Raw genomic sequence first — 12,499 nt, forward strand, 5'->3', positions numbered from 1 at the left:
AAACGCGATTTCAGGGCTGCAATGGGGCGGGATTGTTGCCCTGTCGTCCAAGTGCTTGAGAACTCTAGAGTTTCGTCCCAAATGGGCTCTGGCATGGCACCTGCTAAGGGTTAGGCTCGGGACGCATCGAAGCGAGGTTGAAAGTGGTTCCCCCCCACCCTTTCAGCACTTCCGGTGCGTTACCTTGAGAAGACCCGCGGCCCGACACCCTCACGGGTGCCGGGCCGCCTTCTTTTCCGCTCCCTGCATCATCGCCGCGTTGCAGCCGCCCGCGTGACGCGGCGCGGATCCATTTCACTTCTGCAATGCGCGCGGCGTTTGACGCTGTGAGCCACGCCCCGCAACGACAACGCCCGCCAGGGCCAGGGGCCGAGGCGGGCGTCGGGTGCCGCGAGCTGCCGGCGAACGGCTACTGACCGAACAGCGTGCCGGCCTGGGCCAGCCAGTCGGTGACGTGGCCGGGGAGGATGCCCAGCAGCACGACGGCGACGGTGGAGATGACCAGCGCGGCCTCGGTGCCCCAGTTGCGCTCCAGCGGCTGGGCGCCCTCGGGGACGGGGTGCATGAACATGTAGACCACGACGCGCAGGTAGTAATACGCGCCCGCCGCGCTGCTGAGCACCGCGACCACCGTGAGGCCCACCAGGCCCACGTCGATGGCGGCCTGGAAGATGAGCAGCTTGCTCATGAAGCCGACAGTGGGGGGGATGCCGCCCAGGGACAGCATGAAGGCCGCCATGGCGAACGCCCAACCCGGACGGCGCTGCGCGAGGCCCGCGAAGCGCTCCAGGTCCCACGCGGTTCCCTTTTCTTCGTCCTCGCGGCGCTCCAGCGCGGAGACCATGGCGAAGGCGCCCGTCGCGCTGAAGGTGTACGCCAGCAGGTAGTACAGGATGCCGCGCAGCGCGTCCGAGCGCGCCACGTCCAGCGGCGTGCCACCGGACAGCGAGGACGCGGACAGCAGGCGGAAGTGCTCACCCGGGGCCGCGACGAACAGCGCCGCCACGCCCAGCAGCAGGTAGCCCGCGTGCGCGATGGAGGAGTACGCCAGCATGCGCTTCACGTTGCGCTGCGGAATCGCCATCAGGTTGCCGGCCACCATCGTGAGCAGCGCCAGCGTGGCGAACAGCATCAGCGGCAGCTTGGGGTCCATGCCCTTGCCCACCGTGACGAACACGCGCACCAGCGACGCGAACGCCGCCGCCTTCACGCCCGCGCTCATGAGCGCCGTTACGGGGGTGGGAGCGCCCTCGTACACGTCCGGCGTCCACATGTGGAACGGCACGGCCGCCACCTTGAACGCGAAGCCCGCTGCGATGAGCACCGCGCCCACGTAGACGAGCGCCGGAGACGTGGACAGCGCCTGCTGCAGCGGGCCCGCCATGTCGTTGAGCTTCGTCGTGCCGGTGGCGCCGTACAGCAGCGCCGTTCCGTACAACAGGACGGCCGAGGAGAAGGCGCCCAGGATGAAGTACTTGAAGCCCGCCTCGCTGGGACGCGTGCCGCGGCGCAGGTACGCCGTCAGCGCGTACGTCGCGATGGAGAGCACCTCGATGTTGACGAAGATGGTGATGAACTCCGACGACATCGCCAGCAGGCTCATGCCCGCGGAGGCGAAGAGCATCAGCGCGTAGAACTCACCGCGCTCCGCTCCGCGCTTGCGCAGGAAGCCCACCGCGCTCAACGCCGCCAGCCCCAGGCCCACGCTCACCACCAGGGTGAGGAAGCTGGAGAAGGGGTCCAACACGCCGAAGCCGAGGAACACCTCCTGCGGCGGCTCGAACATCAGGCCCACGGCCACGGCGCCGCTGGCCAGCGCCGCCACGACGGTGAGCACCGCCTGGTAGCCGCGGGACGCCGTCGCGGAGAGGAACACCTCCGACAACAGCAGGACGCAGGCTGCCACCACCATGATGATGGCGGGCAGCATGGGGAGGAAATCCGCCAGGGTGAGATTTGGCAGGTTCATGGAGTCTTTCGGGGCCTACTCGCGAACGGCGAGCGGCGCGGCGGGAACGGAGGGGCGGGCCGCGGCGGCGGTGGAGGGCAGGGACATCACCTCCACGCGCAGTTGGTCGTCCTTCGCCTGGGTGGCGCCCGGAGCGCCCACGCTGGCGCGAGCCACGTAGCGGTCCGTGGACGGAGCGATGCGGTCCAGGAAGGGCTGCGGCATCAGGCCCATCACCGCCACCAGCACGATGAAGGGGGCCGTGGTGAGCATCTCGCGCAGGTTCATGTCGCGCAGGTGCTGGTTCTCCCGGTGCGTGATGCTGCCGAAGAACACCTTCTGCACCATCCACAGCATGTACGCCGCGCCCAGGATGACGCCCAGCGTGGCGAACGCGCCGAAGCCCAGGGGCAGGGTGCTCTTGAACGTGCCCATCAGCACCAGGAACTCGCCGATGAAGCCGTTGGTGCCCGGCACCGCCACCGACGAGAAGGTGATGATGACGAACGCCGCGGTGAACACCGGCATCACCTTGGCGATGCCGCCGTAGTCCGACATCAGGCGCGTGTGGCGGCGCTCGTAGAGGAAGCCGAACAGGAGGAACAGCGCGCCCGTGGAGATGCCGTGGTTGAGCATCTGGTACGCGCTGCCCGTGGCGCCCTCACCGGTGACGGCGAGCAGGCCCAGCATGCAGTAGCCCAGGTGGCTGACGGACGAGTACGCGATGAGCTTCTTGATGTCCCGCTGCGCCAGGCACATCAGCGCGCCGTACACGATGCCGATGACGGCCAGCACCGCGAGGAACGGACGGGCCGCGTGGGCCGCCACGGGGAAGAGCGGAATCGCGAAGCGCCAGAAGCCGTAGGTGCCCATCTTCAGCATCACGCCGGCCAGAATCATGGAGCCCGCCACCGGCGCCTGCACGTGCGCGTCCGGCAACCAGGTGTGCACCGGCCACATGGGGACCTTGATGGCGAACGCCAGCGCGAACGCGGCGAACATCCACGGCCCATACGTGTGCAGCGTGGCGGCCATGCCCGTGAGCGACGCGCACGCGCCCTCCGGGCCGTTGGTGCACGCGGCGAGTTGCTGATTGGCGGCGAGCAGGTTGTTGTAGAGCGTGCCGTAGTCGAACGAGCGCACACCCGGGCCGCCGCTCACGAAGTACACCGCCACGATGGCCACCAGCATCAGCAGCGAGCCGACCAGCGTGTAGAGGAAGAACTTCACCGCCGCCATGCGCCGGTCCTCGGCGCCCCACACGCCCACCAGCAGGTACATGGGGATGAGCATGGCCTCGAAGAAGATGTAGAAGAGCAGGACGTCCATCGACGCCAGCGCGCCCAGCATCGTCGTCTGGAGCACCAGCAGCGCCAGATGGAACTCCTTGATGCGGTGGCTGATGTACGTGGTGGAGGCGAGCACCACCAGCGGCCCCAGGAACACCGTCAGCAGCAGCAGGCTCGCCGCGAGTCCGTCCAGGCCCAGGTGGTAGCTCATCCCGAACTGCTGGAACCACGGGACGCGGAACTCCATCTGGAACTCCGCGCCGGAGGGCTCGAAGCGGAGGTACGCCCAGACGCCGAACACCAGGTCCAGCAGCATGCCCACGAAGGTGATGGCGCGGACCTGTCCGTGCTCGGACGCGGGCAGCATCAGCACCAGCGCCGCGAACACGAGCGGCAGGTAGATGACGACGTTCAACAGGTGGGTGTCGAAGAAGCTCATGAAAGCACCTGCACGAGGGCGTAGACCGCGCCGCCCAGGATGGCGAGCGCCATGATGGCGGCGTAGGCCTGCGCGTCACCCGTCTGGAGCCGGCGCAGCCCAAGGCCCACCTTCTCCGTGACGTACGCGGTGCCGCGCACCAGCACCGTGTCGATGACGAGCGCGTCCACCACGCGGAAGAGGATGAAGGCCACGAACTTCACCGGCCGGATGAGGATGAACTCGTAGAGCTCATCCACGTAGAACTTGTTGAGCGCCGTGCGGCGCACCGCGCGGGCGAACGCCGGCACGGGCTGGCCCACTCGCGAGGGGAAGAACTTCAGGTAGGCGAACGCCGCGGCCGCGCCGCCCGCGAGCGCCCACATCCACGCGAAGGCGTAGTCCCCGAGGGTCGGCGTGCTGGTGTCCAGCTGCACCGTCTTGGCCACGCGGGCCACCGTCTCCGCCGGACGCAGCACGGGGGACAGGAAGTTCTCGAACACCGGCTGCATCCCGCCGCCCACGCGGGGCATCAGGGGCAGGGCGTAGGCGAAGGTCACGAAGGCGAGGAACGCCAGGATGACCAGCGGCAGCGTCATGTGCCACGCGCTCTCGTGCGCGTGCGCCAGCTTCGCTTCCGGGGACCGCTTGCCCGTGAAGGTGAGCAGGTAGACGCGCGACATGTAGAACGCCGTGGACGCGGTGATGAGCAGGCCCATCACGTAGACGAAGGTGGAGACCCACTCCAGGCCGTGCAGGTGGTTGTGGTGCACGCCGTGGAAGATGGCGTCCTTGGAGAAGAAGCCGGACATGATGGGGAAGATGCCGGTGATGGCCAGCGTGGAGATGAGGAACGTGGCGTGCGTCCACTTCATCTCCTTCCACAGGCCGCCCAGCTTCTTGATGTCCGTCTCGTCCCCGTTGCCGTGCATCACGCTGCCGGCGCCCAGGAAGAGGCAGGCCTTGAAGAAGGCGTGCGTCATCAGGTGCATCGCGGCGGCCCAGAAGACGCCCATGCCCACGCCCATGAACATGATGCCCAGCTGGGACACCGTGGAGTAGGCGAGCACCTTCTTGATGTCGTCCTGCGCGAAGGCGATGAGCGCCGCCAGCAGCGACGTGAGCGCACCCACGATGGCGATGGTCGCCATGGCGGTGGGAGAGAGCACCAGCAGCGAGCTCATGCGGCAGAACAGGTACACGCCCGCGGTCACCATCGTGGCGGCGTGGATGAGCGCGGAGACCGGCGTCGGGCCGGCCATCGCGTCCGGCAGCCAGACGTAGAGCGGCAGCTGCGCGCTCTTGCCCGCGGCGCCCAGCAGGAACAGCAGCATGATGGACGTCATCACGCCACCGAAGGTGTAGCCCGCCAGCGGCCCGGACTCGATGGGCGTGGCCAGGGACACCGCGCCGCCCGTGCCTTCCGGCAGGGCCAGGGCCAGCTTCTCCAGGCCCTTGAAGGTGACGGGGCCCTTCTGGGAGATGCCCTGCTCGTAGCGAGCGCGCGACGTGGACGCCGCGTTGTAGTCCCGCGCGTCCGCCTGGCGGTTGAAGGCGCCCACCGTGAGGATGAGCAGGAACGTGGCGATGAGGAACGCGAAGTCACCGATGCGGTTGGTGACGAACGCCTTGCGGCCCGCCCACGCCTTCGCGCTGTCCGTGTACCAGAAGCCGATGAGCAGGTAGCTGGCCATGCCGACGCCCTCCCAGCCTACGAAGAGCAGGACCAGGTTGTCGGCCATCACCAGCGTGAGCATCGCGGCGACGAAGAGGTTCAGGTACGCGAAGAAGCGCCAGTACCCATCGTCGTGCTCCATGTAGCTGGTGGAGTACAGGTGGATGAGGAAGCCGACGCCCGTGATGATGAGCAGCAGGATGCCCGACAGGTGGTCCACCAGCAGGCCGAAGTTCACCCGGAAGTCACCGGCGGCGAACCACGTCCCGTAGTCGTGCGCGATGGCGTAGCGGATGGTGTCCCGCTCGATGCCGAACGGGTTGACCATGCTCACCACGCGCCCGCCGGCCGCGTCGCTGGTGGCCCAGAAGGCCAGCAGGCTCAGCACGAAGGCGCCGGCGATGGCGGAGCACGCCACCAGGTGCACGTTGGCCCGGCCCAGCCACTTGCCGAACACGCCGCACACGAACGCGCCCAGCAGCGGCAGCAGGATGATCAACCCCAGCGAGGGCGAAAACACCTCCGGGGGGATGGGTGCGGTTCTGAAGAACTCGACGAGGGATCCGTCCATGGGTGCGCTCAGGGGTGACGGGGCGTTAGTGCTTCATCGTCCGGATGTCGTCGACGTTCACGGACCCGCGACTGCGGAAGACCGCGATGACGATGGCCAGACCGATGGCCGCTTCCGCGGCCGCCACGGCGATGACGAAGAAGGCGGACACGTGCCCGGTGCCTTCGCCGTGCATGCGCGCGAAGGCCAGGAACGTCAGGTTGACCGCGTTGAGCATCAGCTCCACGCACATGAAGACGACCAGCGCGTTGGTGCGCACCAGCACGCCGAACATGCCCATGCAGAAGAGGGCCGCGGCCAGCAGGAGGTAGTAGGTGATGGGGACCATTGGGTTGTCCGGAAGGTCGCGAGGATCAGATGCGGGACTTGGCCACCACGACCGCGCCCACCATGGCCACCAGCAGGAGCAGGCTGACCGCTTCGAAGGGCAACAGCCAGGTGGTGAAGATGGTCTCGCCGATGGCCGCCATGGTGCCGAACGCCGCCTGGCTCTTCGCGTCCAGCTGCGCGGGCTGCGCGTTCACCCGGCCCAGCGTCACGGCCAGCACGGCCAGCAGGCCCACCGCGGAGGCGCCGCCCAACAGCCGCGTCACCGTGGGCTTTCCGCGGTGCGGGGCGTCACCCAGGTTGAGCAGCATGATGACGAACAGGAAGAGCACCATGATGGCGCCCGCGTACACGAGCACCTGCACTGCGGCCACCGTGTGCGCCCAGAGCAGCACGTAGATGCCGGCCAGGAAGAAGAACGTCGACACCAGGGCCATGGCGGAGTTGATGGGGCTCCGCGCCGTGATGACCAGCCCCGCCGACAGCAGCGTCATGACGGCGAAGACGCCGAAGAGGACCAATTCGATGTTCAAGACCAGTCTCCGAAGGAACCCCAGGGGTGGTCACCGAACGGGCAGCGGTGCTCCCGTACGTGAGCCTCGAACTCGTCCCGGAACCGCATGAGGAAGGAGTGCGTGGGCAGCGCCGCCGCGTCACCCAGCGCGCAGATGGTGTTGCCCAGGCCGATGGGGGGGTAGGGCGCGATGGAGGAGGCGACGTTCGACAGCATGTCGATGTCGCTCAGCTCCGCGCGGCCTTCCTCGATCTTGCGCAGCAGACGCGTCTGCCACGGCGTGCCCTCGCGGCACGGGGTGCACTGGCCGCAGGACTCTTCCGCGTAGAAGCGGGCCACGCGCCAGAGGCTGCGCACCATGCAGGTGGCGTCGTCCATCACGATGACGCCGCCGGAGCCGGCCATCGTCTGCTTCATCTTCAGCGCCTCGAACTCCAGCGCCACGTCCAGCTCGTCCGCGCCCAGCACCGGCGCCGAGGAGCCGCCCGGGATGACCGCCTTGACCTTGCGGCCCTTGGGCATGCCCTGGCCGTACTGGTCGTCGTGGATCAGCTCCAGGATGGTGGTGTGCATCCCCACCTCGTAGACGCCGGGGCGGTTCACGGAGCCGGACAGGCACACCAGGTGCGTGCCGCCAGACTTGTCAGTGCCCAGCTTCGCGTACCACTCCGCGCCCTTGGCGAGGATGGGGGGCACGCTGGCGAGCGTCTCCACGTTGTTCACCACCGTGGGGCAGCCGAAGAGGCCCACCACCGCGGGGAAGGGGGGCTTCAGGCGGGGCCAGCCCTTCTTGCCCTCCAGGGACTCCAGGAGCGCCGTCTCCTCGCCGCAGATGTACGCGCCCGCGCCCCGGACGACGTAGCAGTCGAGCGCGAAGTCCTTGCCCATCATCGTCTTGCCGAAGATGCCGGCCTTGTAGGCCTCGTCGATGGCCGCCTGGGTGCGCTCCGCCTGGAACTTGAACTCGCCGCGCAGGTACACGTAGCAGGTGTGCACGCCCAGCGCGTACGCCGCGATGGCGATGCCCTCCAGCATCATGTGCGGGTCGTTCTCAAGGATGTAGCGGTCCTTGAAGGTGCCCGGCTCGGACTCGTCGCCGTTGACGGCCAGGTACTTGGGCTTGGGGCTGTCCTTGGGGACGAAGCTCCACTTCATGCCCGTGGGGAAGCCCGCGCCGCCGCGGCCGCGGAGGTTGGACTTCTTCACCTCGTCGATGATGGCGGCGGGCTCCATGGAGAGCGCGCGCTTGAGCCCGTCATAGCCACCGCGCGAGCGGTAGCTGTCCAGGGTCCAGGACTGGGGCTTGCCCCAGGCCGCCGAGATGACGGATTCAACCGCCTTTGCCGTAGAGGCCATGGATGAACGTCCTAGGAAAGCGAGGGGGAGGAGGGGCGACTCACGACAGCCGGGCCAGGATGGCGTCCAGCTTCGCCTGGGTCAGGCGCTCGTGGTGATCCTCGTTGATCTGCAGGCAGGGCGCCGTCCCGCAGGACGCCAGGCACTCCGTCTCGCGCAGGGTGAACTTGTCGTTCGTCTCCCCGGCGGTCAGGCCCAGCTTCTGCTCCAGGTACGCGAGCATCTTCTCCGCGCCCCACAGGGAGCAGGAGAGGTTCGTGCAGACGTCGATGACGTACTTGCCCGGCTTCTTGAGGTGGTACATCACGTAGAAGCTGGCGACCTCGTAGGCGCGCTCCGGCGTGACCTCCAGATTCTTCGCCACCAGCCGCAGACCATCAGGAGGCAACCACCCCTTGAGGTCCTGCAGCAGGCGCAGCGCGGGAAGCATGCCGGCGCTTTTGCGATCAGAGGGGTAGTGCGAGAGGATTTCCGCGATCCCCGCGTCGAACTTCTTCTGCTCTTCAGGAGTGAACAGGGGCTCCGCCATGGCGGGCCGTACGTATTGCCGCAATGGCTTCGTTGTCAACATAAACCCTCGGCGGTAGACTGGGCCGCCCTCAGCAAATTACCGAGCGATTTCAACCCCTTGTTATGAGCCTGGACCCTGCGGACCAGCGGCAGCACCCTCGCATCCCCACCATCCTCCGGGTGGACTACGCCCATGGGCGCCCGGTCCGGGACGTGACGGAAAACCTCTCCACCGGAGGGTTCTTCGTCCAGACCGAGCAGCTCTTCGCGGTGGGGGACGAGCTGCGGCTTGCTCTTTCTTTCCCGGGACTGCTGGATCCGGTAGAAGTCGCCGGGACGGTGGCGTGGGTGCGCCTTGCCGCGCCCGATCAGCCGGGCGGCGTGGGCATCCGTGTGGAGAGCGAGCAGGACCGGCGGCGACTGGGTGACATCTTGAGTGCGGCGGGACCCAACGACAACGCGGCGACCCCCTCTGAGCAGGACGGGTTCCGTGTGCTCATCGTCGAGGACAACCCGCACATCATCGAGATGTACAGCTACGTGCTGAAGAAGCTCGCGAGCAACGACCTGCACGGGAAGGTGCCGCTGGAGGTCCACTTCGCCCCGGACGGCCACCACGCCCTGCTGCGGCTGCGCGAGGACCGCTTCAGCCTGGTGATGCTGGACCTCTACATGCCCGTGATGGACGGCTTCGCCCTGGTGGAGCGCATCCGGGAGGAAGAGGAGCTCAAGGGCATCCCGGTCATCGCGATCTCCGCGGGTGGCAAGGAGGCCCAGGACCGGGCGATGCAGCTGGGGGTGGATATCTACCTGCGCAAGCCCGTGCGGTTCGTGGAAGTGCTGGAGACGGTGAAGCAGCTCCTGCGCATCCGGTAGGGCCCGGGCGATTCCCCAGGCGCTTCTTCGTCGCACCAGACGTTGAAGCGCCGGGCGGGTGCCGCGTAGAGTCCGCGCACCCATGACGAAGCCCGCCATCCATCGTGACACCGTCAGTGGAGAGGCGCTGCTCATCCTGCAGAATCTGCGGGAGAACGGCCGCCTGGGACGCTCGAACAAGCTGGCCGACGTGAAGGCCGCTCTCGAACCGTCCGTTTCGCTGGAGTTCGACAACTACTTCTTCTTCCTGCGCAAGTTCCACTACATCGCCATGGACCGCGAGGCCCAGCTGAAGCTCACCGAAACGGGTGAGCGGGTGGTGGAGGGGGACCTGCAGGACCGGTTCGCGTCGGAGGTCGACGACTTCTTCGCGGATCAGCTCCTGCCGGCGGAGGACGCCACGCACATCGGCCGTCCGCTGGACGAGGACGAACCGATGAACGTCCCGCCGCCGCCGCCGGAGCTGCTCCTGGACGAGGCGGAGGTGGATGCCTCCTCGGCCGGGGTCTCCTCCCAGTCCCAGGTGGGGCCGCCGCCGGTGCCGCCGTCGCGCACGCACCGCGTGGCCATGCCGGCGCTGGACCTGGGGCAGGCCGCCACCCAGATGCAGCCCGCGCAGCCGCCGCCCATCGCGACGCCGCAGCCCCAGCCGGCGTTGCGGCAGGACGGCCCGGCGGAAGGACGCCGGGAGACCTTCATCGGGTTGCCGCCGGCGTCCGCGTCCCAGCCCGTCGTGGTGACCGCGCCGGTTCCCAGCGCGTCCCAACCGCTCATCATCACCCCTCCGCTCGCCGCCGCGCCCGCTCCGATGCCCCCTCCCGCCTCGACCCCCGCTCCCGCAGCCCCGGTCCCCCATGCCGCCGCTGCCGCCGCCGCCGCGAAGGGCACCAGCGACCTGGACCTGCGCTACCAGAAGTTCGACCCCATTGGCACGGGGCCGCTGGGGACGGTCTTCAAGGGCCGCTACAACGCCCTGGGGCTGGACATCTGCATCAAGGAGCTGAAGGACATCTTCGGTTACTTCTCCTTCCTGCAGCGCGGTGAGGTGCTCAAGCGCCTGAAGAAGGAGCTGTGCGCGCAGGCGCAGGTTCGCCACCCGGGCGTGGTGCAGATCCTCGACCAGAACGTGGACTCGGCGCGGCCCTACTTCGTGGTGGAGCTGATGCGCGGCAGCCTGAAGGAGAAGCTGGAGGCGGCCGGCGGCAAGGGCATTGACGTGCAGCACGCGCTGCGCACCTTCCTGCAGCTGGCGTACGGCCTGAAGGCCGCGCACGCCGCGGGGCTCACCCACCACAACATCAAGCCGGAGAACGTCCTCTTCGACACGTACGGCAACGCGAAGCTCTCCGACTTCGGCATGAGCCGCGTGGTGGAGGTGGACGCGACGAAGGGCATGCCCCAGGTGTTCGTGGGCACGGGCGGCATGGTCTACATGGCGCCGGAGCTGATGAACAAGGGCGTCCAGGAGGCGGGTCCCGCCGCGGACGTGTACGCCCTGGGCATCCTGCTCTACGAGATGTTCACCGGTCAGATTCCGGGCCGCCGCTCGCCGCTGCCGTCAGAGGTGAACCCGGAGGCGCCCAGCGGGTTGGATCAGCTCTTCGACAAGGCCACGCAGGACCGGCGCGAGCAGCGCTACCCGGACGTGGACGCGATGCTGGCGGACTTCTACAAGGCCTTCCCGGAGCGCGAGTACCTGGAGCGCGGCTCGCTCGTCCTGTCGTCGGATCCGCAGGAGTAGCTGTCGGCCGGGCAGGCGGGCCTCCTCGCGAGGCTCGCCCGTCCCCGCATGGACCTGTCAGAGTGCGGTGCGTCATGCACACGCGCCCCTCTGACAGCGTCCTCCTCACCGTCACCGGAAGGGACGGCCCCGACACCACCGCCCGCCTCACCGGCCTGCTCGCTCAAGCGGGCGCGGAGCTGCTCGACGTGGAGCAGGTGGTGGTGCAGGGCCTGCTCACCCTGGCCCTGTGGGTGCGTCTGCCGGGTGGAGAGTCCCTCCAGGCGCTCCCTGAGCTTGCCCGGGAGCTGGGCGTCACGGTGGACGTCCGCGCGGTGCCTCCGGCCGTCACGTCTCCATCGCCGGGGCCCGAGCCGCTGCGCTACGTCGTCACCGCGGTGGGCAAGGCGCTGGGCCTGCACGACGTGCATGCGCTGACGCAGCAGCTGGTGGCGGGCAACGCGCGCGTGGAGCGCATCACCCGGCTGAGCGAGACGCCGCTCGCGGCGGTGGAGCTGCACGTCACGCTGCCGCCGGATGCCGACACGTCAGCGCTCAAGCGCGCGCTGCTGGCGCTGTCCATGGCGAGCCCCACCTTCGATGTCGCCCTCCAGCGCGAGAGCCTCTACCGGCGCGGCAAGCGGATGGTGGTGATGGACATGGACTCCACGCTCATCCGCATTGAAGTCATCGACGAGCTGGCGCGTGCCTACGGCGTCCACGCGAAGGTGGCCGCCATCACCGAGCGCGCGATGCACGGGGAGATGGACTACGACGAGTCCCTGCGTCAGCGCGTGGCGCTACTCGCCGGGCTGGACGCTCGCGTGCTGCACGAGCTGGCAGCGAACCTGCCGCTCACGGAAGGCGCGGAGACGCTCATCCGCGTGCTCCGTCGCCTGGGCTACCGCACCGCGGTCATCAGCGGCGGCTTCTCCGTGGCGGCGGAAGCGCTGCAGAAGCGGCTGGGCATCGACTTCGCGTACTCCAACATGCTGGAGGTCCAGGACGGGAAGCTCACCGGCCGCACCCTGGGCACCATCGTCAACGCGCGCCGCAAGGCGGAGCTGCTGGAGACGCTGGCGAAGCAGGAGGGCATCCTGCTGGAGCAGGTCATCGCCGTGGGTGACGGGGCCAATGACCTGCTGATGCTGGAGAAGGCGGGGCTGGGCATCGCCTTCCGCGCCAAGCCGAAGCTGCGCGAGGCCGCCGACACGTCCATCTCCGCCGGCGGGCTGGACACCATCCTCACGCTGCTGGGGCTCACCGCGCGCGAGCTGCGCGAGGTGGGCTGAAAC

At 68.3% G+C, this 12,499-nt stretch carries 10 protein-coding genes; 3 read left to right on the top strand and 7 right to left on the bottom strand.

The window, feature by feature from the left end:
- Positions 1-409: 409 nt before the first annotated feature.
- From D7Y04_RS04760 to nuoE, 7 genes are read right to left on the bottom strand one after another with little or no spacing between them, the layout of a single operon-like run.
- On the bottom strand, positions 410-1,969 hold the full coding sequence (locus D7Y04_RS04760) for an NADH-quinone oxidoreductase subunit N (protein ID WP_120594065.1): 1,560 nt from the start codon (positions 1,967-1,969) through the stop codon (positions 410-412).
- Positions 1,970-1,984: 15 nt separating this feature from the next.
- A complete protein-coding gene (locus D7Y04_RS04765; RefSeq protein ID WP_120594064.1) occupies positions 1,985-3,676 on the bottom strand; it encodes a NuoM family protein in 1,692 nt (563 codons plus the stop codon).
- The gene (nuoL, locus tag D7Y04_RS04770) at positions 3,673-5,901 is read right to left on the bottom strand and encodes an NADH-quinone oxidoreductase subunit L (RefSeq protein ID WP_120594063.1); all 2,229 of its coding nucleotides are present in this window, start codon (positions 5,899-5,901) and stop codon (positions 3,673-3,675) included. The genes D7Y04_RS04765 and nuoL overlap by 4 nt, the downstream gene beginning before the upstream one ends.
- Positions 5,902-5,926: 25 nt before the next feature.
- Positions 5,927-6,229, bottom strand: a complete 303-nt coding sequence (nuoK, locus tag D7Y04_RS04775; RefSeq protein WP_120527355.1) for an NADH-quinone oxidoreductase subunit NuoK — start codon at positions 6,227-6,229, stop codon at positions 5,927-5,929.
- A 25-nt stretch (positions 6,230-6,254) separates the two neighbouring features.
- A complete protein-coding gene (locus D7Y04_RS04780; protein WP_120594062.1) occupies positions 6,255-6,761 on the bottom strand; it encodes an NADH-quinone oxidoreductase subunit J in 507 nt (168 codons plus the stop codon).
- Complete coding sequence (nuoF, locus tag D7Y04_RS04785) at positions 6,758-8,098, bottom strand: NADH-quinone oxidoreductase subunit NuoF (RefSeq protein WP_120594061.1); 1,341 nt, start codon at positions 8,096-8,098, stop codon at positions 6,758-6,760. Before nuoF ends, D7Y04_RS04780 begins: the two co-directional genes overlap by 4 nt.
- 40 nt (positions 8,099-8,138) lie before the next feature.
- The gene (gene nuoE / locus D7Y04_RS04790; RefSeq protein WP_120579121.1) at positions 8,139-8,627 is read right to left on the bottom strand and encodes an NAD(P)H-dependent oxidoreductase subunit E; all 489 of its coding nucleotides are present in this window, start codon (positions 8,625-8,627) and stop codon (positions 8,139-8,141) included.
- A gap of 104 nt (positions 8,628-8,731) precedes the next feature.
- On the opposite strand from nuoE, the gene D7Y04_RS04795 reads away from it, so the two are divergent.
- The 3 genes from D7Y04_RS04795 (at position 8,732) to serB (ending at position 12,496) form a co-directional block, all read left to right on the top strand.
- Complete coding sequence (locus D7Y04_RS04795) at positions 8,732-9,484, top strand: TIGR02266 family protein (RefSeq protein WP_121758465.1); 753 nt, start codon at positions 8,732-8,734, stop codon at positions 9,482-9,484.
- Positions 9,485-9,566: 82 nt separating this feature from the next.
- Positions 9,567-11,225 (top strand): serine/threonine-protein kinase, encoded by a 1,659-nt coding sequence (locus tag D7Y04_RS04800; RefSeq protein ID WP_121758466.1) that lies wholly within the window; start codon positions 9,567-9,569, stop codon positions 11,223-11,225.
- 74 nt (positions 11,226-11,299) lie between these two features.
- The gene (gene serB, locus D7Y04_RS04805) at positions 11,300-12,496 is read left to right on the top strand and encodes a phosphoserine phosphatase SerB (RefSeq protein WP_121758467.1); all 1,197 of its coding nucleotides are present in this window, start codon (positions 11,300-11,302) and stop codon (positions 12,494-12,496) included.
- The last annotated feature ends 3 nt before the right edge of the window (positions 12,497-12,499 follow it).

The organism is Corallococcus sp. AB038B (assembly GCF_003668955.1).
GTDB lineage: Bacteria > Myxococcota > Myxococcia > Myxococcales > Myxococcaceae > Corallococcus > Corallococcus exiguus.

Excerpts from the sequence above, each read along its gene's own strand:
- serB (WP_121758467.1), top strand. The coding sequence starts at position 11,300 with ATGCACACGCGCCCCTCTGACAGCGTCCTCCTCACCGTCACCGGAAGG.
- nuoE (WP_120579121.1), bottom strand. The coding sequence starts at position 8,627 with ATGGCGGAGCCCCTGTTCACTCCTGAAGAGCAGAAGAAGTTCGACGCG.
- D7Y04_RS04760 (WP_120594065.1), bottom strand. The coding sequence starts at position 1,969 with ATGAACCTGCCAAATCTCACCCTGGCGGATTTCCTCCCCATGCTGCCC.
- nuoL (WP_120594063.1), bottom strand. The coding sequence starts at position 5,901 with ATGGACGGATCCCTCGTCGAGTTCTTCAGAACCGCACCCATCCCCCCG.
- nuoF (WP_120594061.1), bottom strand. The coding sequence starts at position 8,098 with ATGGCCTCTACGGCAAAGGCGGTTGAATCCGTCATCTCGGCGGCCTGG.
- D7Y04_RS04765 (WP_120594064.1), bottom strand. The coding sequence starts at position 3,676 with ATGAGCTTCTTCGACACCCACCTGTTGAACGTCGTCATCTACCTGCCG.
- D7Y04_RS04795 (WP_121758465.1), top strand. The coding sequence starts at position 8,732 with ATGAGCCTGGACCCTGCGGACCAGCGGCAGCACCCTCGCATCCCCACC.
- D7Y04_RS04800 (WP_121758466.1), top strand. The coding sequence starts at position 9,567 with ATGACGAAGCCCGCCATCCATCGTGACACCGTCAGTGGAGAGGCGCTG.
- nuoK (WP_120527355.1), bottom strand. The coding sequence starts at position 6,229 with ATGGTCCCCATCACCTACTACCTCCTGCTGGCCGCGGCCCTCTTCTGC.